Annotated in this window: 25 protein-coding genes; 18 read left to right on the top strand and 7 right to left on the bottom strand. The window is 64.7% G+C overall.

What is annotated here, in order from left to right; translation table 11 throughout:
• Nucleotides 1-116 precede the first annotated feature (116 nt).
• The 3 genes from OX460_RS15795 to OX460_RS15785 are packed head-to-tail and all read left to right on the top strand — an operon-like array spanning nucleotide 117 to nucleotide 3,341.
• The gene (locus OX460_RS15795; RefSeq protein ID WP_289899369.1) at nucleotides 117-1,406 is read left to right on the top strand and encodes a CpaF family protein; all 1,290 of its coding nucleotides are present in this window, start codon (nucleotides 117-119) and stop codon (nucleotides 1,404-1,406) included.
• Nucleotides 1,407-1,412: 6 nt separating this feature from the next.
• Entirely contained in the window at nucleotides 1,413-2,381 is a 969-nt protein-coding gene (locus OX460_RS15790; protein ID WP_289899214.1) for a type II secretion system F family protein, read from the top strand.
• A 27-nt stretch (nucleotides 2,382-2,408) separates the two neighbouring features.
• On the top strand, nucleotides 2,409-3,341 hold the full coding sequence (locus OX460_RS15785; RefSeq protein ID WP_289899368.1) for a type II secretion system F family protein: 933 nt from the start codon (nucleotides 2,409-2,411) through the stop codon (nucleotides 3,339-3,341).
• Between the two features lie 74 nt (nucleotides 3,342-3,415).
• On the opposite strand, the gene OX460_RS15780 is transcribed toward OX460_RS15785, so the two are convergent.
• Nucleotides 3,416-4,198 (bottom strand): inositol monophosphatase family protein, encoded by a 783-nt coding sequence (locus OX460_RS15780; protein WP_034758799.1) that lies wholly within the window; start codon nucleotides 4,196-4,198, stop codon nucleotides 3,416-3,418.
• A gap of 195 nt (nucleotides 4,199-4,393) precedes the next feature.
• Here OX460_RS15780 and OX460_RS15775 point away from each other — a divergent pair, with 195 nt between their 5' ends.
• The 12 genes from OX460_RS15775 to OX460_RS15720 all read left to right on the top strand — a co-directional run bounded on the left by OX460_RS15775 (nucleotide 4,394) and on the right by OX460_RS15720 (nucleotide 18,321).
• Nucleotides 4,394-5,158: an RNA methyltransferase gene (locus OX460_RS15775; protein ID WP_289899213.1), complete on the top strand. Its 765-nt coding sequence runs from the start codon at nucleotides 4,394-4,396 to the stop codon at nucleotides 5,156-5,158.
• A complete protein-coding gene (locus OX460_RS15770) occupies nucleotides 5,155-6,057 on the top strand; it encodes a LysR substrate-binding domain-containing protein (RefSeq protein ID WP_289899212.1) in 903 nt (300 codons plus the stop codon). Before OX460_RS15775 ends, OX460_RS15770 begins: the two co-directional genes overlap by 4 nt.
• Nucleotides 6,058-6,147: 90 nt before the next feature.
• A complete protein-coding gene (locus OX460_RS15765; protein ID WP_289899211.1) occupies nucleotides 6,148-7,353 on the top strand; it encodes an MFS transporter in 1,206 nt (401 codons plus the stop codon).
• 72 nt (nucleotides 7,354-7,425) lie between these two features.
• Complete coding sequence (locus tag OX460_RS15760; protein WP_289899210.1) at nucleotides 7,426-7,953, top strand: hypothetical protein; 528 nt, start codon at nucleotides 7,426-7,428, stop codon at nucleotides 7,951-7,953.
• Between the two features lie 7 nt (nucleotides 7,954-7,960).
• The gene (locus OX460_RS15755) at nucleotides 7,961-9,601 is read left to right on the top strand and encodes a GMC family oxidoreductase (protein WP_289899209.1); all 1,641 of its coding nucleotides are present in this window, start codon (nucleotides 7,961-7,963) and stop codon (nucleotides 9,599-9,601) included.
• Complete coding sequence (locus OX460_RS15750; protein ID WP_289899208.1) at nucleotides 9,598-10,554, top strand: alpha/beta fold hydrolase; 957 nt, start codon at nucleotides 9,598-9,600, stop codon at nucleotides 10,552-10,554. The genes OX460_RS15755 and OX460_RS15750 overlap by 4 nt, the downstream gene beginning before the upstream one ends.
• Before the next feature lie 302 nt (nucleotides 10,555-10,856).
• On the top strand, nucleotides 10,857-14,492 hold the full coding sequence (locus OX460_RS15745) for an EAL domain-containing protein (protein ID WP_289899207.1): 3,636 nt from the start codon (nucleotides 10,857-10,859) through the stop codon (nucleotides 14,490-14,492).
• 134 nt (nucleotides 14,493-14,626) lie between these two features.
• Nucleotides 14,627-15,232 carry a phasin family protein gene (locus OX460_RS15740; RefSeq protein ID WP_289899206.1) on the top strand — a complete coding sequence of 202 codons (606 nt, stop codon included), beginning with the start codon at nucleotides 14,627-14,629 and terminating at the stop codon, nucleotides 15,230-15,232.
• A 138-nt stretch (nucleotides 15,233-15,370) separates the two neighbouring features.
• Nucleotides 15,371-16,042: a TetR/AcrR family transcriptional regulator gene (locus OX460_RS15735; RefSeq protein ID WP_034758777.1), complete on the top strand. Its 672-nt coding sequence runs from the start codon at nucleotides 15,371-15,373 to the stop codon at nucleotides 16,040-16,042.
• Between the two features lie 41 nt (nucleotides 16,043-16,083).
• On the top strand, nucleotides 16,084-16,857 hold the full coding sequence (locus OX460_RS15730) for a hypothetical protein (RefSeq protein ID WP_289899205.1): 774 nt from the start codon (nucleotides 16,084-16,086) through the stop codon (nucleotides 16,855-16,857).
• 11 nt (nucleotides 16,858-16,868) lie between these two features.
• Nucleotides 16,869-17,414, top strand: a complete 546-nt coding sequence (locus OX460_RS15725; RefSeq protein ID WP_289899367.1) for a TIGR00730 family Rossman fold protein — start codon at nucleotides 16,869-16,871, stop codon at nucleotides 17,412-17,414.
• Between the two features lie 313 nt (nucleotides 17,415-17,727).
• Nucleotides 17,728-18,321 carry a PEP-CTERM sorting domain-containing protein gene (locus tag OX460_RS15720; RefSeq protein WP_289899366.1) on the top strand — a complete coding sequence of 198 codons (594 nt, stop codon included), beginning with the start codon at nucleotides 17,728-17,730 and terminating at the stop codon, nucleotides 18,319-18,321.
• Between the two features lie 126 nt (nucleotides 18,322-18,447).
• Here OX460_RS15720 and OX460_RS15715 read toward each other — a convergent pair whose 3' ends face one another.
• From OX460_RS15715 to OX460_RS15705, 3 genes are all read right to left on the bottom strand, one after another.
• Nucleotides 18,448-18,960, bottom strand: coding sequence for a M48 family metallopeptidase (locus tag OX460_RS15715; protein ID WP_034758768.1), 513 nt, complete (start codon nucleotides 18,958-18,960; stop codon nucleotides 18,448-18,450).
• Nucleotides 18,961-19,089: 129 nt separating this feature from the next.
• Entirely contained in the window at nucleotides 19,090-19,506 is a 417-nt protein-coding gene (locus tag OX460_RS15710; RefSeq protein WP_099664831.1) for a KGG domain-containing protein, read from the bottom strand.
• 47 nt (nucleotides 19,507-19,553) lie between these two features.
• Nucleotides 19,554-20,066 carry a phasin family protein gene (locus OX460_RS15705; RefSeq protein WP_099664830.1) on the bottom strand — a complete coding sequence of 171 codons (513 nt, stop codon included), beginning with the start codon at nucleotides 20,064-20,066 and terminating at the stop codon, nucleotides 19,554-19,556.
• Nucleotides 20,067-20,411: 345 nt separating this feature from the next.
• On the opposite strand from OX460_RS15705, the gene purU reads away from it, so the two are divergent.
• Together purU and OX460_RS15695 are read left to right on the top strand one after the other, a co-directional pair.
• Entirely contained in the window at nucleotides 20,412-21,293 is an 882-nt protein-coding gene (gene purU, locus OX460_RS15700) for a formyltetrahydrofolate deformylase (RefSeq protein WP_077401742.1), read from the top strand.
• 39 nt (nucleotides 21,294-21,332) lie between these two features.
• The gene (locus tag OX460_RS15695) at nucleotides 21,333-21,875 is read left to right on the top strand and encodes a YaeQ family protein (RefSeq protein WP_070291303.1); all 543 of its coding nucleotides are present in this window, start codon (nucleotides 21,333-21,335) and stop codon (nucleotides 21,873-21,875) included.
• Between the two features lie 64 nt (nucleotides 21,876-21,939).
• On the opposite strand, the gene OX460_RS15690 is transcribed toward OX460_RS15695, so the two are convergent.
• Nucleotides 21,940-22,725, bottom strand: coding sequence for a head GIN domain-containing protein (locus tag OX460_RS15690; RefSeq protein ID WP_289899204.1), 786 nt, complete (start codon nucleotides 22,723-22,725; stop codon nucleotides 21,940-21,942).
• Between the two features lie 188 nt (nucleotides 22,726-22,913).
• On the opposite strand from OX460_RS15690, the gene OX460_RS15685 reads away from it, so the two are divergent.
• Nucleotides 22,914-23,549, top strand: coding sequence for an SAM-dependent methyltransferase (locus tag OX460_RS15685; protein WP_077409040.1), 636 nt, complete (start codon nucleotides 22,914-22,916; stop codon nucleotides 23,547-23,549).
• A gap of 112 nt (nucleotides 23,550-23,661) precedes the next feature.
• Here OX460_RS15685 and OX460_RS15680 read toward each other — a convergent pair whose 3' ends face one another.
• Together OX460_RS15680 and OX460_RS15675 are read right to left on the bottom strand one after the other, a co-directional pair.
• Nucleotides 23,662-24,936, bottom strand: a complete 1,275-nt coding sequence (locus tag OX460_RS15680) for a cytochrome c (protein WP_289899203.1) — start codon at nucleotides 24,934-24,936, stop codon at nucleotides 23,662-23,664.
• The gene (locus tag OX460_RS15675; RefSeq protein WP_251351845.1) at nucleotides 24,933-25,655 is read right to left on the bottom strand and encodes a c-type cytochrome; all 723 of its coding nucleotides are present in this window, start codon (nucleotides 25,653-25,655) and stop codon (nucleotides 24,933-24,935) included. Before OX460_RS15675 ends, OX460_RS15680 begins: the two co-directional genes overlap by 4 nt.
• Nucleotides 25,656-25,678 lie beyond the last annotated feature (23 nt).

Here is a 25,678-nt window from a genome sequence, read left to right as displayed (position 1 = left end):
CGCGCTTGATCCCCATCCCAGAACAGGAGCATTTCATGGCCACTTCCCCCATCGCCGCCTTGTCCATCCGCGAACGGCTCGGCAGCGCCAAGATCGCCGCGCTCGCGCCGCAACGCATGGCCGTCATCGACAACCACGGCTACCGCGACCTCAAGCTGCGCATCCATGGGCTGCTGCTCGAACGGGTCGACCTGGAAAGCATGCAGCGCCTGTCGCAGGAGCGCATCCGCGAAGAATTGCGCGGCCTGGTCGAGCGCCTGCTGGACGAAGAAGCGGTGGTCATCAACGACGCCGAGCGCCGTAGCCTGACGCGCGACATCCAGCACGAGATGCTGGGCTTCGGGCCGCTCGAAACGCTGCTCGCCGATGCCAGCGTGTCGGACATCCTCGTCAACGGCCACAAGCAGGTGTATGTGGAGCGGGGCGGCCGCCTGGAGCTGACCGACGTCTGCTTCGACGACGATGCCCATTTGATGAAGATCATCGACAAGATCGTCTCGCGCGTGGGCCGCCGCATCGACGAATCGAGCCCCATGGTCGATGCGCGCCTGCCCGACGGTTCGCGCGTCAACGCCATCATCCCGCCGCTGGCCATCGACGGCCCCGTGATGTCGATCCGGCGTTTCTCCGTCGATCCGCTGCGCCTGGCCGACCTGGTCGCCTACCACAGCATGACGGCCGAGATGGCCGAGGTGCTGCAGGGCCTGGGCAAGGCGAAGATGAATATCCTCATTTCCGGCGGCACGGGCAGCGGCAAGACCACCATGCTCAACGTGATTTCCGGCTTTATCGGCCAGACGGAACGCATCGTCACGGTGGAAGACGCGGCCGAGCTGCAATTGCAGCAGCCGCACGTGGTGCGCCTGGAAACGCGGCCCGCGAATATCGAAGGCAAGGGGGAGGTGAGCCAGCGCGCGCTGGTGCGCAACGCGCTGCGCATGCGCCCCGACCGCATCATCCTGGGCGAGGTGCGCGGCGCCGAGGCGCTCGACATGCTGGGCGCCATGAACACGGGCCACGAAGGCTCGATGGCCACCATCCACGCCAATACGCCGCGCGACGCCATCACGCGGCTGGAAAACATGATCAGCATGGCGGCGGCCAACCTGCCCAGCAAGGCCATCCGGCAGCAGATCAGCTCGGCCGTGTCGGTGGTGGTGCAAGTGTCGCGCCTGATCGACGGCAAGCGCAAGGTCACGTCGATCCAGGAAATCACTGGCATGGAAGGGGAAGTCATCACGATGCAGGAAATCTTCAGTTTCCGGCAGACGGGCGTGGCCGAGGGCGGCGCGGTGGTCGGGCATTTCTCGGCCAGCGGCATCCGCCCGCGCTTCCTCGATCGCCTGAACAGCTTTGGCATCGGCGTGTCGGCCGCCCTGTTCGAACCCACCGCGGCGGGGCGCTGACCGGCCATGCTTTCCTACCTTGTCTATCTGTTCCTTTTCCTGGCCGTGCTGCTGCTGGTGGCTGGCGCCTGGCTGGCGTGGCAAGCGGCGCGGGGAGCGGGCGCGGCGCGGGTGGCGCGGCGCCTGCAAGCCATGTACACGGCCAGCGATGGCGAACAGGCGCTGTCGATCACCAAGCAGCGCCCGCTGAGCGCCCATCCCTTGCTGCACGGCGTGCTGGAAGGCTTGCCCGGCGCGCGGCGCCTCGACCAGCTGCTGCTGCAGGCGGGCATGCGCTGGTTCGTGGCCACTTTTCTGGGCTATTGCCTGCTGGGCGGGACGGCCGGCCTGCTGCTGGCCGGCGCGCTGCCGCTGCCATGGTATGTGCGTCTGGGCCTGGGCGCGGGCGGCGCCGCGCTGCCGTATCTGCTGGTGCGCCGCGCCAGAAGCAAGCGGCTGGTGCGCATCGAGCAGCAATTGCCGGACGCGCTCGACCTGATGAGCCGCGCCATGCGCGCCGGCCATGCCTTTCCCACCGCATTGAAAATGGTGGGCGAGGAAATGACGGGGCCGCTGGCCGACGAGTTCCGCGCCGTGTTCGATGAAGTCAGTTTCGGTGTCGCCATGGCCGATGCGCTGGGCAACCTGGCCGCGCGCGTGCCCAGCACGGACTTGCGCTATTTCGTCATCGCCGTGCTGATCCAGCGCGAAACGGGCGGCAACCTGACTGAATTGCTGAGCAGCATCAGCGCCATCATCCGCGACCGCTTGAAATTGCTGGGCCAGGTGCGCGTGCTGTCGGCCGAAGGGCGCATGTCGGCCTGGGTCCTGGGTTTGCTGCCATTTGGCGCGGCGCTGATGATGCATTTGATGAATCCGCAGTTTATTGCCGTGCTGTACACGGATGGGGGCGGGCGCAAGATGGTTGGAGTATCGCTGGGCTTGCTGATGCTGGGCGTGATCTGCATCAGAAGAATTATCAATATCCGGGTGTAAGATGAAAGAACAGACACGATGAGCACGATGAGTACGGCGCAGCTGGCCTTGCTGGGCCTGCTGTTCCTGATTGTTTTCGCGCTGGCCTTGCTGGTGTTGCGTCTGTGCACGGGCAGTGCCGTGCAGGAGCGGCTGCAGGCGCTGGGCGATGCGGGCGCCGGCGGCGACAGCGGGCGCCATGCGAGGCGGCGCTGGCTGGCGCACGCCGTCAGCCTGACGCGCCCGCTGGCCAGGCTGTCGCTGCCGGACGAGGGCTGGGAAAGTTCGCCCATCCGCAGCCGTTTCGTCCATGCGGGCTGGCGCAGCCAGGCCGCGCCCGCGCTGTTTTACGCGGCCAAGACAAGCTTGTTCGTGGGCTTGCCGCTGCTGGCGTATTTTCTGTTGCGCCAGGGCGGGCACAATATGCTGTTGTGGCTGGTCGCGGCGGCCGCCCTCGGTTACTACCTGCCCAATGCCTGGCTGTCGCACTGCCTGAAACAGCGTCAGCGCGAAGTGTTCGAAACTTTTCCCGATGCGCTGGACCTGATGACGGTGTGTGTCGAAGCGGGGCTGGCGATGGATGCGGCGCTGGCGCGCGTGGCGCAGGAAATCGGCTTGAAAAGCGCCGTCCTGGCCGAAGAGTTGCAACTGGTGACCTTGGAATTGCGCGCCGGCAGCGCCAAGGACAAGGCCTTGCGCAACCTGGCCCTGCGCACGGGAGTGGAGGATGTGGATGCGCTGGTGACCCTGCTGATCCAGGCCGAGCGCTTCGGCACGAGCATCGCCGCGTCGCTGCGCGTGCAGTCCGACCAGCTGCGCACCAAGCGGCGCCAGCGGGCCGAGGAAACGGCGGCAAGGATCGCCCTCAAGCTGCTGTTTCCGCTGATCTTTTTCATCTTCCCCTCGCTGATGGTCGTGCTGATGGGGCCGGCGTTCCTGCAGATTTACCGCGTGCTGCTGCCGGCCATGCGGGGCAGCTGAAGAGGGGCCGGGGCAAAAAAAAGCTGCCGGAGTCGCCTCCGGCAGCTTTTGTTACATCAGACCGCGCCTGGCAATCAGGCGAATGGCGTCAAGAGGGTGATCATCTGGCCAAAGATCTTCGGGCTGGCGGCGATGACGTCGCCCTTGTACAGGTAGTCCGATTCGCCGGAAAATTCACCGACGATGCCGCCCGATTCCGTGATCATCAGGGCGCCGGCGGCGATGTCCCAAGGCTTCAAGCCTTTTTCGTAGAAGCCGTCCAGGCGGCCGCAAGCGACGTAAGCCAGGTCCAGCGCGGCCGAGCCGGCGCGGCGCACGCCCTGGCTGCGTTCGCCCATGATCGCGTACATCTTCAGGTATTCATCCAGCGCGCGGGCGCTGCCGGCCACGTAGCCGGTGCCCAGCAGGGCGTTCGAGATGCGGTCCAGCTTGGTGACGCGGATGCGTTTTTCGTTCAGGTAGGCGCCGGCGCCCTTGGTGGCCGTGAACAGGTCGTTGCGAACCGGATCGTAGATGACGGCTTGCGTGACGACGCCGCGATGCGCGAGGGCGATCGAGATGCAGTATTGCGGGAAACCGTGGATGAAGTTGGTGGTGCCGTCCAGCGGATCGATGATCCACTGATATTCATTCTCGTCGTGCGAGTTGGCGGAAGCTCCCGATTCCTCAGCCAGGAACGCGTGGTCCGGGTAGGCTTTGGACAGCACCTCGATGATGGCTTGTTCGGCCGCCTGGTCGACGTCGGTGACGAAATCGTTATGTTGTTTTTCCGTGACGACGACGCGGTCGAGGTCAAAAGAGGCGCGATTGATGACGGCGGCGCCGCGGCGGGCGGCTTTGATCGCCGTGTTGAGCATTGGGTGCATGTGAGCTTCCGTTAAAAGCACGCGACCGCCCAGCGTCGCCTTTCGGCGCCGGTACGATAGAGTGCAAGAATGAATTAAAGAGCGGAGCGGTGCCGAAGTGGTTAAAATCCCGGCCTGGAGTCAGCGTTTTGTGACTCCGTTTCCCGAAATTTCCTGTATCGATACCGCGCAATAGCGCTATTTTAAATGAATCTGCCCGAAATCAACACGTCTCTTTTCAAACGCCTGCGATTTATTCTTGTCGAAACTAGTCGATCCGGCAACATTGGCGCCGTCGCGCGGGCCATGAAAACGATGGGTTTTTCCGATCTGGTGCTGGTCAACCCCCGCTTTCCCGATGCCTTGAGGGATGCGGAAGCGGTGGCTTTCGCCAGCGGCGCGCAGGATATCCTGTCCGGCGCGCGCATCGTCGGCTCCATCGCCGAGGCGCTCGAAGGCTGCAATTACGCGGCGGCCGTCTCGGCCCGGCTGCGCGAATTTTCGCCGCCCGTCACGGCGCCGCGCGCCATCGCCGCGCAGCTGGCGGCCAGCGAGGACTTGCACGCGGCCGTCATCTTCGGCAACGAGCGCTTCGGCTTGCCCAACGAGATCGTCGAGCAGTGCAATGTGCTGATCAACATCCCCGCCAATCCCGAGTATTCCTCGCTGAACCTGTCGCAGGCGGCGCAGGTCGTCGCCTACGAATGCCGCGTGGCGGCCCTCGGCGACGGACAAATCGCCAGTCCCGTCGGCTTTCATGGCGACGCGGCCAGCCTGGCGCAGGTCGACGGCATGTATGCGCACCTGGAACAGGCGCTGGTGGCCATCGATTTCCTCGACGCCGACAACCCGAAAAAACTCATGCCACGGCTGAAACGCCTGTTTTCGCGCACGGGGCTGGAAACGGAAGAAGTCAATATCCTGCGCGGCATCGCCCGGCATATCCTGGCGGTGGCGAAAAAAGGCCCATGATAGAAACCCGGCTGCTGCGCCAGTTCATCGCCGTCGCCGAGGAACTCAATTTCCGCCGCGCGGCCGAACGGCTGCACATGGCGCAGCCGCCGTTGTCGCAGGCGATATTGCGGCTGGAAGAAGCGCTCGGCTATCCCGTATTCGAGCGCACGAACCGCAAGGTCAGCCTGACGCCTGCCGGCACGGCTTTCCTGGCCACGGCCCGCCAGGTGCTGGCCAGCCTGGAAGAGGGCGTGGCCGCCACGCGCCGCGTGGCGCAGGGCATCGAGGGCCACTTGCGCCTCAGTTTCATCCACATCACCCCGTATGCCCACGTATTGACGGCCTTGCGCGCCTTCCGCGCCGCCTCGCCCGCCGTGCAATTCACCTTGCGCGAAGCGTCGACGCAGCAGCAGGTCGAGTGGCTGGAACGGGGCGAGGTCGATATCGCCCTGCTGCGCGCGCCGGGGCGCAGCACGCCGGGCCTGCGCTTCGAGCGCCTGTCCGGCGAAGACATCGTCGTTGCGCTGCCGTTGAACCACCGCTGCGCGGGCCAGGCGCGGGTGGACCTGGCGGACCTGGCCGCTGACGATTTCGTCGCCTCGCCGCGCGAACTGGGCCAGGGTTTCCACGACCAGCTGGCCAGTCTGTGCCTGCATGCGGGCTTCGTGCCGCAGGTGGCGCAGCAGGCGCGCCGTTTGCAGACGGTGCTGGGACTGGTGGCGGCCGGTTTTGGTGCGGCCCTGCTGCCGGCCAGCCTGGCGGCGTCCATGCCGGCCGGCGTCATCATGCTGCCGCTGGCAAGCAGCGCGCCCGCGCCGCTGCGCCAGCTCGATCTGTACATGGCGTGGGACCCGCGGCGCACATCCCCCGTGCGCGAGCGGCTGCTGGCGCAATTGCGGCACTTTTCCCCGCATTGAGACTTTGAACGTCTCGTTTTAAGATAAATAAGATATTTTACAGATGGTGATCGCGGGGCCAGCATGGCGTTTTGATTGTCAGGAACTGCCATGTCCACCATGTCCTCGCGCACAGCGCTGCCGTCCGCCGCGCTGCCACTCTCCATCTATCTGCTTTCCCTGTGCAGCTTTGCCTTCGGCTTGTGCGAATTCATCGCCGCCGGCCTGTTGACGCCCATGGCGCGCGACCTGCATGCCAGCGTGGCGGCGGCCGGCGGCGCCATCGCCGCGTATGCGCTGGGGGCGGCCATCGGCGCACCGATCCTGACGGCCCTGCTGGCGCGCCGGCCCGTGCGCCAGGTGCTGGTGGCCACCATGCTCGTGCTGGCGGCCGGCAGCGTGGCCATGGCGGCCGCGCCGGCGCTGGGCGCGCTGCTGGGGGTGCGCTTTGCCGTCGGCCTCGCGCATGGCGTGTTCATGGCCATCGCCTCGCATGCGGCCACCAGCCTGGTCGACCCGTCGCGCGCGGGCCGGGCGCTGTCCATCGTCTGGCTGGGCCTGACCCTGGCGCTGGCGGGCGGCGTGCCGCTGGGGACGTGGCTGGGCGCCGTCGCGTCGTGGCGCTGGGTATTCGCGGTGATCGGCGTGCTGGCCCTGTGCGGCGGCGCGGGCTTGCGCCTGGCCATGCCGGCCGCGCGCCAGCAGGCCGCCGCCACATCGGCCCTGGCCAGCCTGCGCGCCATCCTGCAACCGCCCCTGCTGCTGGCGGCCGGCGTGGCGGCGCTGGTCAGCGTGGCTACCTTCAGCTTTTTCACGTATGTCTCGCCCTTCCTGCTGCAGCTGGGCGGACTCGATGCAGGCTGGCTGGGCGCCGCCATGCTGTGCTTTGGCGCGTGCGCCATCGGCGGCAACCTGCTGGGCGGCTGGTGCGCGGACCGCCCCCACGCGCTGCGCGCCACCATGCTGGCCCTGGCCGCGCTGGCGCTCAATCTGCTGGCCTTTTATCTGCTGCGCGCCCGGCCCCTGGCCATGCTGGCCCTGTGCGGCACTTTGGGCTTGCTGTTCTTTGCCCTCGTCACCCTGTCGACCATGGGTTTGCTGCGCCTGGCGCGGCGGCATTGCCCGGGCAGCGACGCCGTGGCGGCGGGCTTGAATATCGCCGCCTTCAATGGGGGCACGGCGCTTGGCGGCGCACTGGGCGGCGCGCTGATCGTCGCCTTCGGCTTGCCCAGCATCGCCATCGGCGGCGCGCTGGCTGCGCTGCTGGCCATGCTGCTGCTGTGGTTTCAGTCGCAAAAACTAGACTCTCCGCTCTAGTTTTTGCGTTCAAACGCCCACTGCCTTTGGCGTACACTGGCCTGCAAAAGGCGGTATAAAACAAGGGGAGACATGGCAATGCAACGCAGATCGTTTCTGAAACTGGGTGTGCTCGGCGCCTGCGCGCTGGCCGCCGGCGGCGCCGCGTACCGGCTGGTGCGCGGACCGTCGCCCCCTGGCCGCTTCGTGCTCGATGGCGCGGCGCGCGCGGCGCTGGCCGCCATCGTGCCGGCCATGCTGGGCAGCGCGCTGCCGCGGGAAACCCCCGCGCGGGCCGCGGCGCTCGATGGCGCCATCGCCGGCGTCGACACGGCCATCCGCGGCTTGCCCCTGGCGGCGCAGCAGGAAGTGCAGGATTTGTTCGGTTTGCTGGCGCTGGCGCCCGCGCGGCGCTTCGTCGCCGGCGTGCATGGCGGCTGGCGCGAAGCCGACCCCGCCCAGGTGGCCGCCTTCTTGCAATCGTGGCGCACGCACCGCCTGGCCACCCTGCAGACGGCCTACCTGGCCCTGCACGACCTGATCCTCGGCGCCTGGTATGCCGATGCCGCCCACTGGGCCGCCATCGGCTATCCGGGACCGCTGCCCGAACTGAGCGCATAAGGCATCCATGAGCACATCTCCCATTCCTGACCCCGTCGCCATCGGCGTGGCTAGCGGCTGGAGCGTCACCGACGCCAGCACCCTGAATGCCGACCGCACCCTGGAGGCGGATGTCGTCGTCATCGGCAGCGGCGCCGGCGGCGGCGTGACGGCGGAAATCCTCGCGCTGGCCGGCCTGAAGGTCTTGATCGTCGAAGAGGGCGGCTTGAAGTCTTCGCGCGACTTCAAGATGCGCGAAGCGGACGCCTATCCCGCGCTGTACCAGGAATCGGCCGCGCGCAAGACGCGCGACAAGGCCATCAACATTTTGCAGGGGCGCACCGTGGGCGGCTCGACCACCGTCAACTGGACCTCGAGCTTCCGCACGCCGCCCGGCACCCTCGATTACTGGCGCACGCATTTTGGCTTGTTCGGCTATTCCGTGGACGCCATGGCGCCGTGGTTCGCCATGATGGAAAAGCGCCTGCACGTGAGCGACTGGGCCGCGCCGCCGAATGAAAACAACGACTTGTTGCGGCGTGGCGCCGCGGCGCTGGGCATCCCCACGGCCGCCATCCGGCGCAATGTGAACGGCTGCTGGAACCTCGGCTACTGCGGCATGGGTTGCCCGACCAACGCCAAGCAATCGATGCTGGTGACGACGATCCCGTCGGCGCTGGCGCTGGGCGCGGGCCTGCTCGTGCATGCGCGCGCCGAGCGTTTCGTCTTCAAGGGAGGGCGCGTCGACAGCCTGCAGGTGACGGCGCTCGATGCTGCCGGGCAGGCGCCCACGGGCGTGCGCCTGACGCTGCGCGCCAAACATTTCGTGCTGGCCGGCGGCGCCATCAATTCGCCCGCGCTGCTGCTGCGTTCGCAGGCGCCCGATCCGCACGGCTTGCTGGGGCGGCGCACCTTCTTGCATCCGACGGTGATTTCGGCGGGTTTGTTCAAGCAGCGCGTCGACGCCTATGCGGGCGCGCCGCAGACGATTTATTCCGACCATTTCCTGCACACGGCGCCCATCGATGGCCCCATCGGCTACAAGCTCGAAGCGCCGCCCCTGCATCCGCTGCTGATGGCCACCACCATGGGCGGCTTCGGCGACGAGCATGCGCGCACCATGCGCGATTTCCCCCATGCGCACGCCTTGCTGGCGCTGCTGCGCGACGGCTTTCACCATGAAGCGGGGGGCGGCAGCGTATCGATCGACAGCTTCGGCGCGCCCGTGCTCGACTATCCGCTCACGCCCTTCATCTGGGATGGCGTGCGGCGCGCGCTGCTGTCGATGGCGGAAATCCAGTTCGCCGCCGGCGCGCGGAGCGTGTATCCCGTGCACGAGCTGGCCAGCCACTACACCAGCTGGACGCAGGCGAAACAGGCCATCGGCGATTTGCCGATGAAGGCGCTGCTGACGCGCGTGGTATCGGCCCACGTGATGGGCGGCTGCGCCATGTCGGACGATGCGCGCCTGGGCGTGACGGGCGCCGACGGCCGCTACCACGGCGTGCGCAACCTGTCCGTGCACGACGGCTCGCTATTTCCCACCTCGATAGGCGCCAATCCGCAATTGACGCTGTATGCGCTGGCCGCGCGCCTGGCCAGCGGCCTGGCGCGGGAACTGACGGGCAAGCCGGCGCCCGTGCCGATGCCCGCTGCGGTCACGGCATGATCGCGCGCATCCTCAGGTGGCTGATGCTGCTGCAAGTGCTGGCCGTGCTGGCGGTGGCGTACCTGGCCATGCATGTCTGGGGCGTCGCGTCGCCGGTGCTGGCCCTGCTGCTGGCGGGCGCCATGCTGCTGGCCGTGCGCGCGCTGGTCGTGGCGCGCAATTTCTGGCAGAGCCGGCTGATGGGCAGCCCCGTGCCGGCGGAGCATCAGTTGGGCGTGCGGGGCGCCGCGCGGCTGTTCCTGGGCGAGCTGCGCGCCACGCTGTGGACGTCGTCGTGGGGCATGCTGCGTCCGCGTTTGCATGCGGCCGACACCGTCGCTGGCCAGGGCTTGCCGGTGCTGCTGATCCACGGCTATGTGTGCAACCGCGGCTACTGGGCGCAGCTGAGCCGGCAGCTGGCGCGGGCCGGCATCGTGCACGACGGCGTCGACCTGGAACCGATAGGCGCCGATATCGAGGAATTCGTGCCGCAGGTCGAGCAAGCCATCGCGGCGCTGTGCGCCCGCACGGGCAGCGACCGCGCCATCATCGTCGCCCACAGCATGGGCGGCCTGGTGGCGCGCGCCTGGCTGCGCCATTACGGCGCGGCCCGCGTGGCGCGCATCGTCACCATCGGCACGCCGCACCACGGCACGGCGCTGGCCAATGTGGCGGCGGGCGCCAATGCGCGCCAGATGAGCCGTATCCATGGCGCGCCCAGCGGCTGGCTGGCGCAGCTGGCCGCCAGCGAGACGCCGGAAACGCGCGCCCTGATCACCTCGATTTACTCGCACCACGATAATATTGTCGCGCCGCAATCTTCCGCGCATTTGCCCGGCGCGCGCAATCTTGCCTTCGGCGGCATCGGCCACGTGGCGCTGGCCAGCGATGCGCGCGTGCTGCGTCAGCTGTTGGCGGAAATCACTATCAAGACCGAAGTCGCCCAACCCCCATCTTCCCCCCGTTTTGCCTGAATCCTGTTGTGTTTTATCTGCATGGCAAGACTGTCTCTTTTGACTCTGCTGTTGCCCGTGTTTAACAGCGTCACGGGCAGAAAATGCTGTTTTCCACTGGCGTACTGTATTAAGCTAACGTCAGAAGACGGCTGGCGGAAATTTGTTCCCGAGGCCGCTTGCGAAGCTCTGCAGGTATCCTGCGCACAGATATTTTTCTGGATGTATGGCAAGATGTTATAGGATTGTTATGTTAGCCGCGCATGCGGAAAGTTGAACGCAGGCGGAAAATGAGTCCATGCAGTTTTTATTGGGGGCGCTAATTGTCCGCACGTATCCTGATTATTGAAGATAACGCCACCAATATGGAATTGATGGTGTATTTGCTGCGCGCCTTCGGGTACACGCCGCTGGCAGCCTATGACGGCGAAGAGGGCGTGCGCATGGCGCGCAGCGAATTGCCGGACTTGATCATTTGCGACGTGCATTTGCCCAAGCTCGATGGCTACGGCGTGGTGGCGGAGCTGAAGAAAGACCCGCGGCTGCGCGCGATCCCGGCCCTGGCCGTGACGGCGCTGGCCATGGTGGGCGACCGCGAACGCCTGCTCGAGGCGGGCTTCAATGGCTACATCGGCAAGCCGATCGAGCCTGACCTTTTCGTTGCGGAGCTGGAGTCTTTTTTACCCGGGGCGCCGTCGACGCCAGTTAAAAACGACATAGCTACCATCCTGATCGTCGATGATCATGTGCTGAACCGCGAATTCCTGACCGCGCTGCTGGGTTACGGCGGCCACCGCCTGCTGGAAGCGGCGAATGGCGCCGACGCGCTGGAAATCCTGCGCACCGAGCGGCCCGACCTGATCATTTCCGACATCCTCATGCCGAACATGGACGGTTACGAATTCGTCACGCGCGTGCATGCCGACCCCGCGCTGACCGACGTGCCCATCATCTTCTATACGGCCACCTACCGCGAGCAGGAAGCGATCTTGCTGGCGCAGGCCTGCGGCGTGCGCTGGGTGCTGCCCAAGCCGTCCGACCCCGAGGTCATCGTGCGCACCGTCAACGAGGCGCTGGGGCTGATGCCGGCGGCGGCACAGGTGCAGGGGGCGCCGGGCGCCGGCGGCGCGGCGCTTCCCGCCTCGGGCAAGCTGGCCGGCATCGAGCACCAGGTCAGCGGCTACCTCGATGAACTCGAATCGAGCAGCCAGCAGATTTCGCAGCTGGCCAGCCAGCGCGAGGGCCAGGCCGCCATCCCCGAAGACCTGGGCGTCATGACGGAGCGCCTGTCGCGTTCGCTGTCGAGCCTGCAGGCGGTCAGCCTGCGCCTGACGGCCTTGATCGAGCTGGGCATCGAACTGGGCGCCGAACGCGATCCGCGCGCCCTGATCGAGGCCGGCTGCAAGGTGGCGCAGAATATCTGCGTCTCGAAGTACGCCTGCATCGGCGTGCTGGAAGAGGGCGCCGAAAAGCTCAGCTATTTTTCTTCGTGCGGCGCCGAGAAAAACCTCGAGCGCATCGCCAGCGCGCCGCGCACGGGCATCCTGAACCGCTTGCTGGAGCAGCGCCAGCCCTACCGGGTCAATGGCTTGAAGGGCGACCCCGGCGCGCTGGGCCTGCCCGACACGCACCCGCCCGTGCACTCCTTCCTGGGCGTGGCCATCGCCTCGCGCGAACGCAGCCACGGCTGGCTGTACCTGGTCGACAAGCTGGGGGCGACTGAATTTTCCGAAGTCGACGAGCGGGTCGCCGCCACGGTGGCGGCGCAGATCGCCGTCGCCTACGACAACCTGCTGCTGTACGACGAAATCAAGCGCCATCACGAGCAGCTGACACTGGACATGGCGGCGCGCATCCGCCTCGATGAAGACTTGCGCCGTTTCCGCCTGGCGATGGACGCCACGGCCGACGCGATTTTCCTCGTCGACCGCGCCGGCATGTGCTTCGTCGACGTCAACCAGACGGCTTGCCGCATGCTCGGTTTCGAGCGCGAGGATTTCCTGCGCGTGGGGCCGGGCCGCGCGCACGACGGCGAATCCCAGCTGGAAGAGCTGTACAACAAGCTGCTGGCCGGCGACCAGGGCGGGCCGATGACGGAATTGCAGCTGCAGCGCAAGGACGGCTCGCCGCTGTCGGTGGAAGTGCAGCGGCGCACCCTGCGCTCGGGGCAGAGCTGGATCCTGGTGGCCGTGGCGCGCGACATCACCGAGCGCAAGGATGCCGAGCAGCGCCTGATGAAGCTGGCCCATTTCGACACCTTGACGGGCTTGCCGAACCGCAGCCAGTTCTACGTCTCGCTGACCCATTCCCTGGCCCAGGCGGCCGAACACCAGTGGGCCGTGGCCGTGCTGTTCATGGATATCGACCGCTTCAAGAATATCAACGACACCCTGGGCCACACCATCGGCGACGACCTGTTGCGCCAGTTTTCCAGCCGCCTCGTCGATTGCCTGCGCGTGCGCGATACCATCGGCCGCTTTGGCGGCGACGAATTTGCCACCATCCTGGTGCTGCCCGACGGCGCCCAGCACGCCGTGGGCGTGGTCCACAAGGTGCGCGAGGCGATGCGCAAGCCCTTCGATTTGCAGGGCCATGAAGTGACGGTGACGGTCAGCATCGGCATTTCCGTGTACCCCGACGATGGCGTCGATGCGGACACGCTGATTCAATATGCCGACACGGCCATGTACCGCGCCAAGGAGGCGGGCCGCGACGCCTTCCGCTTCTTCACGGCGGAAATGAATGCGCAGTCGATGGCGCGGCTGGACATGGAAAACGCCCTGCGGCGCGCCATCGACAACGAGGAATTCGTGCTGTTCTTCCAGCCCAAGGTGAATATCATCTCGGGGCGCATCAGCGGCGCCGAAGCGCTGATACGCTGGCGCCGCCCCGGTCACGGCATGGTTTCGCCGGCCCTGTTCATCCCCCTGCTGGAAGAAACGGGACTCATCGTGCGCGTCGGTAACTGGGTGCTCGACGAAGCGTGCAAGAAGATCAGCGAGTGGGGCGCCAGCAGCATCGGGCCCGTGCACCTGTCGGTGAACGTCTCGGGCATCCAGTTTTTCGTCGGCGGCCTGGAAGAGGAGGTGCTCAAGGCCATCCGCAAATACGAGATCGCGCCCGAGCTGCTGGAGCTGGAACTGACGGAAAGCTCGCTGATGTCGAACGCCGAGGAAACCATCGCCGTGCTGCGCAACCTGAAGGCGCTGGGCATCCAGATTTCCATCGACGATTTCGGCACCGGCTATTCCAGCCTGGCCTACCTGAAGCGCTTCCCCATCGACAAGCTGAAGATCGACATCGCCTTCGTGCGCGAAGTCACCAGCAATCCGGACGACGCGGCCATCGTGCTGGCCATCATCAGCATGGCGCACAGCATGAAGCTGGAAGTGATCGCCGAAGGCGTGGAAAACGACGCGCAGCTGGCCTATTTGCGGCGCCACGGCTGCGACGAGATGCAGGGGTATTATTTCAGTCGCCCCGTGCCGCACGAGGAATTCGAGCAGATGTTGATGGGCGGCAAGTTGCTGCAGGCGCCTGAGGATGCCGCCGGCGAAGAGCAGCAAACTTTGCTGATCGTCGACGATGATGTCTTCATGCTCGACGTGCTCAGCGACTTCCTGGCGCAGGACGGCTACCGCATCCTCACGGCGCAGACGGCCGCCGAAGGCTTCGACATCCTGGCGCGCCACAAGGTGCAGGTGATCCTGTGCGACCAGTGCATGCCGCTCATGAGCGGCACCGAATTCATGGAGCGGGTCAAGCACCTGTGTCCCGACACTTTCCGCATCATGCTGTCGGCCTTTGCCGACCTGACGCCCATCATGGCGGCCATCAACCGCGGCGCCGTCGACCGCTTCTACACGAAACCGTGGAAAGGCGCCGTGCTGCGCGAGAATATCCGCGAAGGTTTCCGCCTGCACAAGCTGCTGCATGGCCAGGTGAAGGCGGCGGCCTAGGCGCTGGCCGCTGCGTGCGCTGGCGCACCTTCAGAGGCAGCTTTCTATCGGATTAGACTCCCGTCTCTAGTTTTGCTCTCTAGAATAAAAGTATCCATGAAGTGGCATGGCCTTTCATATGACGGGAGCTGGCGATGGTGAAGAAATTGAAGGAATTGGCGGAAGACAAGGAATTGGCGAACGCCGTGCGCTCGTCGGCGCAGCAGATCTGGCAAGCGGGCCTGGGCGCCTTCGCCAAGGCGCAGGAAGAGGGGGGACGCGTGTTTTCCCGGCTGGTGAAGGAAGGCACGGAATTCCAGAAGCGCGCCGAAGACAAGGTTTCCGGCGTGAGCGACAGTGTCAGCAAGCTGGCCGATGGCGTGGGCAAGCAGGCCAGCGGCTCCTGGGACAAGCTGGAGCAGGTGTTTGAAGAGCGTGTCGCGCGCGCCCTGGCCACCATCGGCGTGCCCACGCAACAGGATATTTCCGCACTGCACGCGCAGATCGAGGCCTTGAGCCGGCAGGTGGCGGCGCTGTCGGCCCAGGCCGCGCCGGCGCCCAAGCCGAAGGCCGCGGCCAAGCCCGCCGTGAAGGCGGCGCCGAAAATGGCACCGAAAACCGCGCCGAAAGCGGTCGTCGCCAAGGCCCCGGCCAAGCCGGCAGCCCGGAGCGCGCCGCGCGCCGCGGCCAAGCCGGCCAGCAAAGCGGCAGGCAAGCCGGCGGCGAGACCGGCGGCGAAGAAAAAAGCGCCGGCCGCCTGAGCCGGTGCCGCATCCCTCCAGCCTGCGCGAGCAGGCTTTTTCTTGCCCGGGCTTTTCGCCGGCGCCCGGGGGCGGAGTGTTTCATTACAGCTATCTTAGGTGGTATGCTTGAGGCAGAACACAGAGAGATTGCCCGCCATGCTACAAAAAGCACCACGCCGTACCCGCGAACGCATCCTGGAGTTGTCGCTGCGCCTGTTCAATGAGTTTGGTGAGCCGAATATCACGACGACCGTGATTGCGGAAGAGATGAACATTTCGCCCGGCAACCTGTATTACCACTTCCGTAACAAGGACGACATCGTCAATTCCATCTTCGTCCAGTTCGAGGCGGAAATCGAACGCATCCTGACCGTGCCCGACGGGCGCCGCTCGAATATCGAGGATGTCTGGCTGTATTTGCACCTGATGTTCGAACTGATCTGGCGCTACCGCTTCTTCTATCGCGACCTCAACGATTTGCTGTCGCGCAACCGCAAGCTGGAATTGCACTTCAAGCTGATCCTGGCGCACAAGATCAAGGTGGCCACGCAGCTGTGCGAAGACTTGCGCAGCGAACAGTCGCTGGAAGCGTCGGACATGGAAGTGGCCGCGATGGCGACGAATATGGTGGTCGTCGCCACCTACTGGCTGTCGTACGAATATGTGCGCAACCCGCGCAAGTACAGCGAGCAGCAATCGATGTCCGACGCGCTGGCGCGCGGCTGTTACCAGGTGCTGTCCCTGATCGGGCCGTATTTACGCAATGAAACGCATTTGCTGTTTCGCAAACTGTCGGAAGAGTATGTGACCAAACTCAAGAACGACTGACGCGACTGCTGGCGCCACGTCGTCATTTACAGGAGAGATATATGGCTTGGAAACAATTTCCTTATCCGGACGAAGCATATGTCTACACCCCGCAAACCCTGGAAGCGGCCTGGCCGCGCCTGCATGCGGGCGATGTGGAACCCTTTCCCACGCACCCGGCGCTGGTGCAGGCGTGGCTGGCCTTCCATGCGGGCGACTTCGAGCGGGCCGTGAAACTGGGCCTGGCTGTCGGCGTGCCCGGCTATGCGGTGGCGCACAAGGCGACCTGCATCTATGCCACGCACCTGGAAGTGGATGACAGCCGGAAACTCGACATGTACGAGGAAGTGGCGGAGCGCTGCGAGCGCCAGCAGAGCGAGCAGCCGGACAATCCGGCCGGCTACTACTGGCACGCCTACAGCCTGGGCCGCTATGCGCTGGGCACGTCCGTCGTCAAGGCCCTGGCGCAGGGCATGGGCGCGCGCGTGCGCAATAGCCTGGACCGCACGATGACGGTGGCGCCCATGCATGCGGAAGCGCATATCGCGTTTGGGATTTATCATACGGAAATTATCGACAAGGTCGGCGCCATGATAGGCGGCCTGACCTACGGCGCCAACAAGGAAGATGGCTACCAGCACTTCAAGACGGCGCTGGCCCTGACGCCGTATTCGGCGCTGGCGCACAGCGAATATGCGCGCGCCTTGAATATGCTGGACGGAAAGAAAAAGCTGGCGGAAGCGCTGGCCCTGTATGAAAAGGCGGCCGAGTGCGTGGCACTGGACGCCAAGGAGCGCCTCGAGGTCGAGGCGGCGATCGATGAATTGAAAGGGTAGGGAATACTGTGATCAAGGCTTTATGTGTGTATTGCGGCGCCAACGCGGGCGTCTCGCCGGACTATGCCGTGGCGGCGCGCGAACTGGCGCGCGTGCTGGTGGCGGAAAATATCTCGCTCGTGTATGGCGGCGGCAAGGTGGGACTGATGGGCGTGATCGCCGATGAAGTGCTGCGCCTGGGCGGCGAGGTGACGGGCGTGATTCCCACCCAGCTGGTCGAGCGCGAAGTGGGCCACACGGGCTTGACGCGGCAGTTCATCGTGAAGGACATGCACGAGCGCAAGGCGATGATGGCCAGCCTGTCCGACGCCTTCATCGCCATGCCCGGCGGCTATGGCACCCTGGAAGAGTTGTTCGAGATGCTCACCTGGGCGCAGCTGGGATTGCACGCCAAGCCCATCGGCTTGCTCAATGTCGACCGTTTTTATGACGGCTTGATCGCTTTCGTGCAAAACGGCAAGGAACAGGGCTTCATCCGCCCGCAGCACGCGGCGTTCCTGAACGCCGACGTCGATCCTGCGGCCCTGGTGCAGCGGCTGAAGGATAGTGCGCCGTAAATCTTCTTTGTGAAGTCTCATCCAGAGCCATGCATTGTGAAATGCATGGCTTTTTTATTTCTGTGCGGGAAAATTGATCAAGATCAATTAATTAATTAATATAAATATAGCTAGAATATTTCCACATAGGCATGTTTTTTTGAAAATGAAGATGCTTTTTATGCATGAATGTGTTCTACTGCAATTGTTCAAAAGACAGGCATGTCGGACACCCAGCGAGGCGCCTTCCGTTTCCCGCTACGACGCCTAGATATTGCAAGTTGCCACAACCTCGCTACTTCATCATCTTGAAAAGGATACTATTGTGAAACCAATGACCCTCTTGCGCGCGACTGCCGTCGCCGCCATTCTCGCCGCCGGCGGCGCCCACGCACAAACCACCGTCATCGGCTTCGATGCGCTGGAACACCCTGGCATCCTCGGCTCCGTCTTCGATTCCTACTCCGAAGGCGGCTACGATTTCGACAGCAGCTTCCTGGGCCTGTTGAGTTCCGCACATCAAAGCAACTTTGCCTATGCCGGCTCGGCCGGTCTTGGCGCCACCGTGCTGACGACGACAACCTTGAGCCGTACCGATGGCGCCGCTTTCTCGCTGAGCTCGATCCGTCTGGCTGACTTCGTGAGCTTGCTTGGCCCTTACGACGTGACGTTCTTCGGCCATCAGGTGGGCGGCGGCACGGTGACCCAGACCTTCAGCCTCGATGGCAGCCACAACTTCAGCGATTACACGTTCACGGGTTTCAACAACCTGCTGTCGGCAACGTGGCAGGAGGGCGCCTTGCACACCTTCCAGGTCGACAATATCGCCGCCAGCGTGAGTGCCGTGCCGGAACCAGCCACCTACGGCATGATGCTGGGCGGACTGGGCTTGCTGGCCTTCCTGCACCGCCGCAAGAACGCCGCCTGAGCTTGAACATGCTGCCGGTCCCGCCGGCACATGCGTCAAGAGCCGCCCGTCTTGCCGGGCGGCTACTCTGACCCACACCAGCAATGCCGCCCAATGGATGCCCGGGGCGGCATTGTTACATGGATGTCATGACCACAGGCGCTGGCCGGACAGGTCGAGCTGGGTCAGGTACAGGCGCACGTCGAATTCGTACTGGTGGTATTGCGGTTCCATATACGTGCACAGCTTGTAGAACGCCTTGTCATGCTGCTTTTCCTTCACGTGTGCCAGTTCGTGCACGGCGATCATGCGCAGGAATTCCAGCGGCACTTCCTTGAACATGGTAGCCACGCGGATTTCATGCTTGGCCTTGAGCTTGCCACCTTGCACGCGCGAGATCGAGGTATGCAAGCCCAGCGCGTGCTGGATCACATGGATCTTGCTGTCGAACGCCACTTTGTTGATGGGCTCGGCATTGCGCAGGAATTCATTCTTCAAGTCCTGCACATACTGGTATAAAGCCTTGTCGTTGCGTACATCGTGCGCGTTCGGATAGCGTTTCAACAGGACGTCGCCCAGCTTGTCTTGCGCGATCAGTTGCTGCACTTGCGCTTGCGTTTGTTCGGAATAGGCGCTCAGGTATTTCAGGGATGGCTGCATGCGGGGAAGGGCGGGGCGTGGCGCGGAGGTGTCGGTAAGGCGAGAATGTACCATACCGCCGCCCCCCGCGCTGCACCCGCTCTTGCACGGGGCTGCCAGGGCTGCCAGGGCCGCCCCGGCCTGCCCCGCTCAGCCCGCTCCGCCTGCTCCGCCCTTGTCGTCCTCGTCCTTGCCGCCTTGCCGGCCAGTGCGGCCCTGCTCGGTGCCGCCGCTGCGCGTGGCCGTGCCGCTGCGGCTTTCATTGGCGCGCTGGGCCGATTGCCGGCTTTCGCCACCCTTGCGGCCGATTTCCGCCATGTGTTCGCGGTTGCGGCTGACGGCTTCGCCGCCTTTCTGTCCGGCCCGGCGCGCTTCTTCCGAGTCGAATTCATGCGCCGTGCCCTTTTGATGGGCTGCCTGGCCGCCCTTGCTGGCGATTTCGCGTTGCTGTTCCTCGTTCATGGCGGCGAAACCGCGTTTGCTCGGGCCTTTGCCGCTGCCCGATTCGCCGGCTTTCTGGCTGCTGCCAGCGCCTTTGCCCTGTTCATTACCTTGATTGCTAGCCATGTCGCTCTCCTTGCTGTCGAGTGGGGTCAAGTGGTCAATTCAAGTGCTCAATGCGCCTGATCGGATTGCCTGCCGGTATCGCGGCTGCGGCCGGCGCCATTGCTGGGGGCCGTGGCGTGCATCTTTTCGATCATTTCACGCTGGCGCTGCGTGGCTTTTTCCGTTTCCTCGGCCGTCTTGCGCACCACTTCGTCAGCGAAGGCCACGGCCGTGCGCCTCGCTTCGGGCAGGTGGTTCTCTGCCGTGCGGTTCATTTCGACATTGGCGTTGGCGACGAGGTTGCCGAGCTGCTGCTGGTACTGCTGCAGCTTGTTGCTGCTCGGCTGCAACTGGGCTGCGGCCAGCGACATGAACTCGCCCGTGTCGCGCGCGCACAGCAGTTGCTGGCTGGCGCTGCTCCATTCCTGCAGCAAGTCTTGCGCCAGCCGCAGATGCAGCTCGCTCAGTTGCTGCGCCGTATCGACCAGCTTGCGTGATAGTTCCGTGGCGAAATTGCACTGGGCCTCCAGGTGGGACTTCAGGGCGGGGCTGAAACTGGGGGAAATACTGTTTGTGAACATGTTCTACCTCAATGAAAAACGGATCCAGGAAACACCCGGTGCACCGGATGCGGCGTATGGTGAAACAAGCAAAGGGATAGACGCCGGATGGCGTGCCAGGTTCCACGCCAGTGGCCCGTTTGGCGGGGGAATGGCGCCTGGCAGGCGGAAAAATGCGATGACTTTGTGTTAGATCAAATGAACGTGAATCGGCTTGCCGCCGCCGGCAGCCATGCTGCTTGTGTGGAAAATGCGGGTTGACTGGCCCGGCCGTGCGACAATAGCCGGCTCGCGGCAGCGCAGCCGATGGCCGGCGCGCGTGGCTGAGCCGAGCATAGCCCACTTTTTTTGCTTTATTCCGCGACCATGACGCATCCCGAATACATCCTGACCCTGTCCTGCCTGGACCAGCGCGGCATCGTGCACCGCGTGTCCGGCTTCCTGGCCGAACGCGGCTGCAACATCCTCGATTCCGCCCAGTTCGGCGACCAGGAATCCCAGCTGTTCTTCATGCGCGTGCATTTCGCGCTGGAAGACGGCGCCGTCAGCGACGCCCAGTTGCGCAGCGACTTCGCCGACCTGTCGCAAGCCATGCAGTTGAACGGCCCCTTCCACGGCCAGCTGCACGATGCGCGCGTCAAGCCGCGCGTCATGCTGATGGTGTCGAAGATCGGCCATTGCCTGAACGATTTGCTGTTCCGCTACAAGAGCGGCTTGCTGAACGTGGAAATTCCCGCCATCGTGTCGAACCACATGGAGTTCTACCAGCTGGCGGCCAGCTACAATATTCCGTTCCACCACCTGCCGCTGGCCACCGGCGCGCCGGAAGCGGCCAAGCTGGCGCAGGAAGCGAAGATCATCGACTTGATGGACACGCACAAGATCGACCTGGTGGTGCTGGCGCGCTACATGCAGATCCTGTCGCCCGGCCTGTGCCAGGCGCTCGACGGCCGCGCCATCAATATCCACCATTCCTTCCTGCCCAGCTTCAAGGGCGCCAAGCCGTATGCGCAGGCGCATCACCGCGGCGTCAAGCTGATCGGCGCGACGGCCCATTTCGTCACGGGCGACCTGGATGAAGGCCCGATCATCGAGCAGGACGTCGAGCGCGTCGACCATGCGATGGATGCGGAAACCCTGACGGCCATCGGCCGCGACGTCGAGTGCGTGGTGCTGGCGCGCGCCGTGAAATGGTTCGTCGAGCACCGCATCCTGAAAAATGGCGACAAGACCGTGGTTTTCCGCTGATACCGACTTCACAATTCACTTTACCGAGACAGAAACACGATGGCCCTCAAAGCAACAATTTTCAAAGCCGATCTGCAGATCGCCGACATGGACCGCAATTACTACCAGGATCACGCGCTGACCCTGGCGCGCCACCCGTCCGAAACGGACGAGCGCATGATGGTGCGCCTGCTGGCGTTCGCCATCCACGCCGACGAGGCGCTGACGTTTACCAAGGGCCTGTTCGACACGGAAGAGCCCGACCTGTGGCAGAAAGACTTGACGGGCGCCATCCAGCTGTGGATCGAAGTGGGCCAGCCGGACGAAAAGCGCATCCTGAAGGCGTGCGGCCGTTCGGAACAGGTCATCGTCTACAGCTATGGCGCAACCAGCCACATCTGGTGGAAGCAGATCGCGAACAAGCTGGAACGGGCAAAGAACTTGACCGTGATCAACTTGCCGTCGGAAGCGGCGCAAGACATGAGCAAGCTGGCGCAGCGCACGATGCAGCTGCAATGCACGATCCAGGATGGCCAGATCTGGCTGACGGACAGCGTCAACACGGTCCTGATCGACCGCGAACCGGTGAAGCCGGCCCGCTGATATAGCCTGTCTGAAACGCAAAAAGCCCGGATCGCTCCGGGCTTTTGTCATTGCGGGGGGGGGCTTAATTCGGCGCCGCGCCCAGCCGCTTGATGCTGCTCGAACGCTGCATGCTGCGGCTGATGCGCGGGTCGCCGTAGTAGCTCACTTCGCCCGAGCCGCCGATGCTGATGGTCAAGTCATCCTTGGCCCACACCTGCGCCTCGCCCGAGCCGCCGATGCTTACCTGCACGTCGCGCGCGGCCAGCTTGCCCGCCTGGATATTGCCCGAGCCGCCGATCGAGGCCGTCAGTTGCTCCGTCTTGCCGCTGGCCTTGAAGTTGCCGCTGCCGCCGATGGCGATGGAGACCTGGCGGCTGTCGAGGTCGCGCGCGTGGATGGAGCCGGAACCGCCCACGTCGAAGCGCAGATTCTCGGCGCGCAAGCCCGTGGCCGTGATGTTGCCCGAGCCGCCCACGCTGATGCGTTCCACCTGGCGCGCCTGGATGACGATATTCAGGCTGCTTTGGCGGAAGTTGGCGTTGCGCTTGGCGGGGCGGATGCGCAAGGTGCCGTTTTCCACCGCCGTCTCGATCAGCGGCAAAATGTTGTCGTCGGCCTCGATGCTGATGCTGTCCGTGTTGCCGATACGCAATTCGACCGTGCCCGGCACGTTCAGCGCCACGGCATGGAAATTGCCCACTTCGCGCGTCTGCTTTTGCAGCTTGCCGCTGCCCTGGATACTGTTGCCGGAAATCCAGTCGAGCGGCGAGGCCAGCGCCGGCGCGGCCGGGAGGGCCAGCGCGCAGGCGGCCAGCAGCAGGACGGTGGCGGCGCGGGCACGGCGTGGGTGGAAAAGTGTCGGTGTCATTCTTGCTCCCTGTTTGGAATTGGTATACTTGCATGGTATGCCAGCCGGCCGCGCCTGCGTAGCGCGCTGCGACAGACTGCGTCAGCAGCGGCATGGAATGCAGGAGGATGCGACAGGATGGCATGAGGTATCATGCCGGTATTGGATATACGACGACCGGTACGCGCCGGTCACACTACTGGAATTACATGCTGATCATCACCATCAAACAGGGCAAGGAAAAGAGCTTGCTGGGCCAATCGTGGATCTACGCGTCCGCGATTGAAAAAGTCGAGGGCAAGCCGCAGGAAAAAATGAAGCCGGGCTCGACGGCCATCGTGCAAAGCTCGTCGAAGCAGTTCATCGCCCGCGCCGCCTACAATTCGAAGTCGCAGATCCGCGCGCGCATCTGGAGCTTCAAGGAAGACGAACCGGTCGACCACGCGCTGATCAAGCGCCGCGTCAAGGCCGCCATCGAGAAAAAATTATCTGCCATCAAGAAGGCGGGCGAAAACCAGCTGTTGACCCTGATCAAGGGCGAAGACGAGGGCTTGCCCGGCCTGGTGGTGCAACTGTTCGGCGGCGTGCAAGGCTACCTGATCTGCGAATTCAACGCGGGCGGTGTCGATGCGTGGAAAGTGGCCATCGTGCAATCGCTGATGGCGTCCACCGGGTGCGTCAACGTGTACGAGCGCTGCGACGACCTGATGCGCAAGGGCGAAGGCTTGCCCCTGATCGACGGCGCCCTGGCCGGCGAAGAGCCGCCCGATGAAGTCATGCTGACGGACAACGGCGTGCGTTATGCGCTGGACCTGAAGACGGGTCACAAGAGCAAGTTCCGCTGAGAACGGCTGCTTGACGTGAAAAAACCGGCGCTGGCCGGTTTTTTTTCGTATGCGCGCCGGAAAAACGTCCAAGGTAAGCGATGCAATCGGCCATGGACGTTTTTCAGGCGCGCTACTCCAGCGGCACGCTGCGGTACTTGTTCACTTCCAGCGCAGAAACCGCCGGCGCGTCATTACCCCACGACGCGCGCAGGTACGTGACCACGGCCGCCACTTCCGCATCATCCATGACGGGGCCGAACGGCGGCATGCCGTAGGGGCGCGGGTTGCCTTTTGTCCCGGGCGCGAAGCCGCCGTTGAGGACGAGCCGGATGGCGTTGACGGCCGACTCCGTCGTCAGCGCGCGGTTGCCGGCCAGCGGCGGGTAGCCGGGCGGCACGCCCTTGCCGTCGGCCTGGTGGCAGCTCGCGCATTGCGCCTCATACAGCTTCGCGCCCAGCGCCAGTTGCTGCCGGGCTTGCTCCGACGTGTCGCGCGGCGCCCGTTGCACGGGCTGCGCGGGGCCGGGCAGGCTTTTCAGGTAGACGGCCATCGCTTGCACGTCGGCATTGCTCATGTGCTGCAAGCTTTGCCGCACGACTTCCGCCATGGGGCCGAAGACGGTGGCGCGCGGCGACACGCCCGTTTGCAGCAATTCCACGATATGCGCCGTGTCCCAGTCGCCCAGGCCCGCTTCCGCATCCGACGTCAGCGACGGCGCATACCAGCCCAGCACGGGGATCAGGCCGCCCGACAGGCCGTCGTCGCTGCCGCCCAGGGTCGTGCGGCTGCTATGGCAGGCGCTGCAGTGGCCCAAGCCCTGCACCAGGTAGGCGCCGCGGTTCCATTCCATGCTTTTCCCCGTCAGCGGCTGGTACACGCCCGGCTTGAAGTACAGGGCGCGCCAGGCGGCCAGCGCGATCTGCTGGTTATAGGGGAAGCGCAGCGCGTGCGGCTGGTTGGCTTGCCGGTGCGGCGGCACGCTCTGGAAGTAGGCGTACAGGGCGTCGCTATCCTCGCGCCGCACCTTGGTGTAGCTGGTGTAGGGAAAGGCCGGATACAGCAGCCGGCCATCCTTCGACTTGCCGTTGTGGATGGCGCGCCAGAAATCGTCGGCCGTCCAGCTGCCGATGCCCGTTTCCCTGTCGGCCGTGATGTTGGGTGAAAGCACCTTGCCGAACGGCGTCTGCAAGGCCCGGCCGCCCGCGTAGGGCACGCCGCCGCGCGTCGTGTGGCAAGCCATGCAGTCGCCCGCCTTGGCCAGGTAGGCGCCGCGCGCGACCAGCTGTTCCTGGCTCAGGGTGCTGGCGGCGGCCGGCGGTCCCATGTCGTCCGCCGGCCACAGCAGGAATTTGGCGCCGGCTGCGCCGATGGCGACGATGGCGGCCGCGAGCATCCATTTTTTCATGGCGCCACCTGCGCGCCGGAACCGGGCACGCCGCCGCAATGCAGCGGCAAGGGCAGGGCGATGTTTTCCGCGGGACGCGCGTCGGCGCTGGCCACTTGCGTGCCCAGCCAGGCCGAGACGGCGCCCACATCGGCGTCCGACAGGCGCTGCGCCACTTGCGCCATGCAGTCGGGCGCATGGGCGCGGCGGATGCCGTTCTTCCACGCGCCCAGCTGGGCGTTGATATAGTCGCGCGGCAAACCCAGCAAGCCGGGGATGGCGGGCGCCACGCCGGCCAGTTGCTGGCCGTGGCAGGCGATACAGGCGGGAATTTTCTTGCCGGCATCGCCATGCAGCACCAGCTGCTTGCCCCGCGCCAGGGCCGTCGTGCCGGCGCTGCTGGGCTGGGCCGGCGGCGGGGCAGGGTGCTGTGCCGCAAAAAAGTCGGCAATTTCGCGCAGGTAATCGTCAGGCAAGTGTTCCACCATATAGTTCATCATCGGATACTGGCGCCGTCCCTCGCGAAAGTTCAGCAGCTGGTTGTACAGGTAGCCGGCCGGCTTGCCCGCGATGCGGGGAAAGAAGGCGTCGTGGCGTTCCTTTTGCGCATGACAGGCCGTGCACGCCTTGATGCGCTGTTCCAGGCTGTCGTGGCTGGCGGAAATGCTGGCGGGCGCGGCCAGCGCCGTGGCGGGCAAGGCAATGGACAGCAACAGCACGAGGGGGGAATGCAGTAGCATGGAGAGTTGCATGGAAAAGTAAC

The organism is Janthinobacterium sp. SUN033, assembly GCF_030397595.1.
In the GTDB taxonomy this organism is placed as follows: domain Bacteria; phylum Pseudomonadota; class Gammaproteobacteria; order Burkholderiales; family Burkholderiaceae_D; genus Janthinobacterium; species Janthinobacterium kumbetense.
Note: the sequence above shows the minus strand (reverse complement) of the source record. Positions and strands in the feature narration are given on the sequence as shown.

Excerpts from the sequence above, each read along its gene's own strand:
- OX460_RS15765 (WP_289899211.1), top strand. The coding sequence starts at position 6,148 with ATGTCCACCATGTCCTCGCGCACAGCGCTGCCGTCCGCCGCGCTGCCA.
- OX460_RS15755 (WP_289899209.1), top strand. The coding sequence starts at position 7,961 with ATGAGCACATCTCCCATTCCTGACCCCGTCGCCATCGGCGTGGCTAGC.
- purU (WP_077401742.1), top strand. The coding sequence starts at position 20,412 with ATGACGCATCCCGAATACATCCTGACCCTGTCCTGCCTGGACCAGCGC.
- OX460_RS15775 (WP_289899213.1), top strand. The coding sequence starts at position 4,394 with ATGAATCTGCCCGAAATCAACACGTCTCTTTTCAAACGCCTGCGATTT.
- OX460_RS15735 (WP_034758777.1), top strand. The coding sequence starts at position 15,371 with ATGCTACAAAAAGCACCACGCCGTACCCGCGAACGCATCCTGGAGTTG.
- OX460_RS15730 (WP_289899205.1), top strand. The coding sequence starts at position 16,084 with ATGGCTTGGAAACAATTTCCTTATCCGGACGAAGCATATGTCTACACC.
- OX460_RS15795 (WP_289899369.1), top strand. The coding sequence starts at position 117 with ATGGCCGTCATCGACAACCACGGCTACCGCGACCTCAAGCTGCGCATC.
- OX460_RS15780 (WP_034758799.1), bottom strand. The coding sequence starts at position 4,198 with ATGCTCAACACGGCGATCAAAGCCGCCCGCCGCGGCGCCGCCGTCATC.
- OX460_RS15710 (WP_099664831.1), bottom strand. The coding sequence starts at position 19,506 with ATGGCTAGCAATCAAGGTAATGAACAGGGCAAAGGCGCTGGCAGCAGC.
- OX460_RS15690 (WP_289899204.1), bottom strand. The coding sequence starts at position 22,725 with ATGACACCGACACTTTTCCACCCACGCCGTGCCCGCGCCGCCACCGTC.
- OX460_RS15715 (WP_034758768.1), bottom strand. The coding sequence starts at position 18,960 with ATGCAGCCATCCCTGAAATACCTGAGCGCCTATTCCGAACAAACGCAA.
- OX460_RS15680 (WP_289899203.1), bottom strand. The coding sequence starts at position 24,936 with ATGAAAAAATGGATGCTCGCGGCCGCCATCGTCGCCATCGGCGCAGCC.
- OX460_RS15695 (WP_070291303.1), top strand. The coding sequence starts at position 21,333 with ATGGCCCTCAAAGCAACAATTTTCAAAGCCGATCTGCAGATCGCCGAC.
- OX460_RS15705 (WP_099664830.1), bottom strand. The coding sequence starts at position 20,066 with ATGTTCACAAACAGTATTTCCCCCAGTTTCAGCCCCGCCCTGAAGTCC.
- OX460_RS15740 (WP_289899206.1), top strand. The coding sequence starts at position 14,627 with ATGGTGAAGAAATTGAAGGAATTGGCGGAAGACAAGGAATTGGCGAAC.
- OX460_RS15790 (WP_289899214.1), top strand. The coding sequence starts at position 1,413 with ATGCTTTCCTACCTTGTCTATCTGTTCCTTTTCCTGGCCGTGCTGCTG.
- OX460_RS15750 (WP_289899208.1), top strand. The coding sequence starts at position 9,598 with ATGATCGCGCGCATCCTCAGGTGGCTGATGCTGCTGCAAGTGCTGGCC.
- OX460_RS15685 (WP_077409040.1), top strand. The coding sequence starts at position 22,914 with ATGCTGATCATCACCATCAAACAGGGCAAGGAAAAGAGCTTGCTGGGC.
- OX460_RS15760 (WP_289899210.1), top strand. The coding sequence starts at position 7,426 with ATGGCAATGCAACGCAGATCGTTTCTGAAACTGGGTGTGCTCGGCGCC.
- OX460_RS15770 (WP_289899212.1), top strand. The coding sequence starts at position 5,155 with ATGATAGAAACCCGGCTGCTGCGCCAGTTCATCGCCGTCGCCGAGGAA.
- OX460_RS15785 (WP_289899368.1), top strand. The coding sequence starts at position 2,409 with ATGAGTACGGCGCAGCTGGCCTTGCTGGGCCTGCTGTTCCTGATTGTT.
- OX460_RS15675 (WP_251351845.1), bottom strand. The coding sequence starts at position 25,655 with ATGCTACTGCATTCCCCCCTCGTGCTGTTGCTGTCCATTGCCTTGCCC.
- OX460_RS15720 (WP_289899366.1), top strand. The coding sequence starts at position 17,728 with ATGACCCTCTTGCGCGCGACTGCCGTCGCCGCCATTCTCGCCGCCGGC.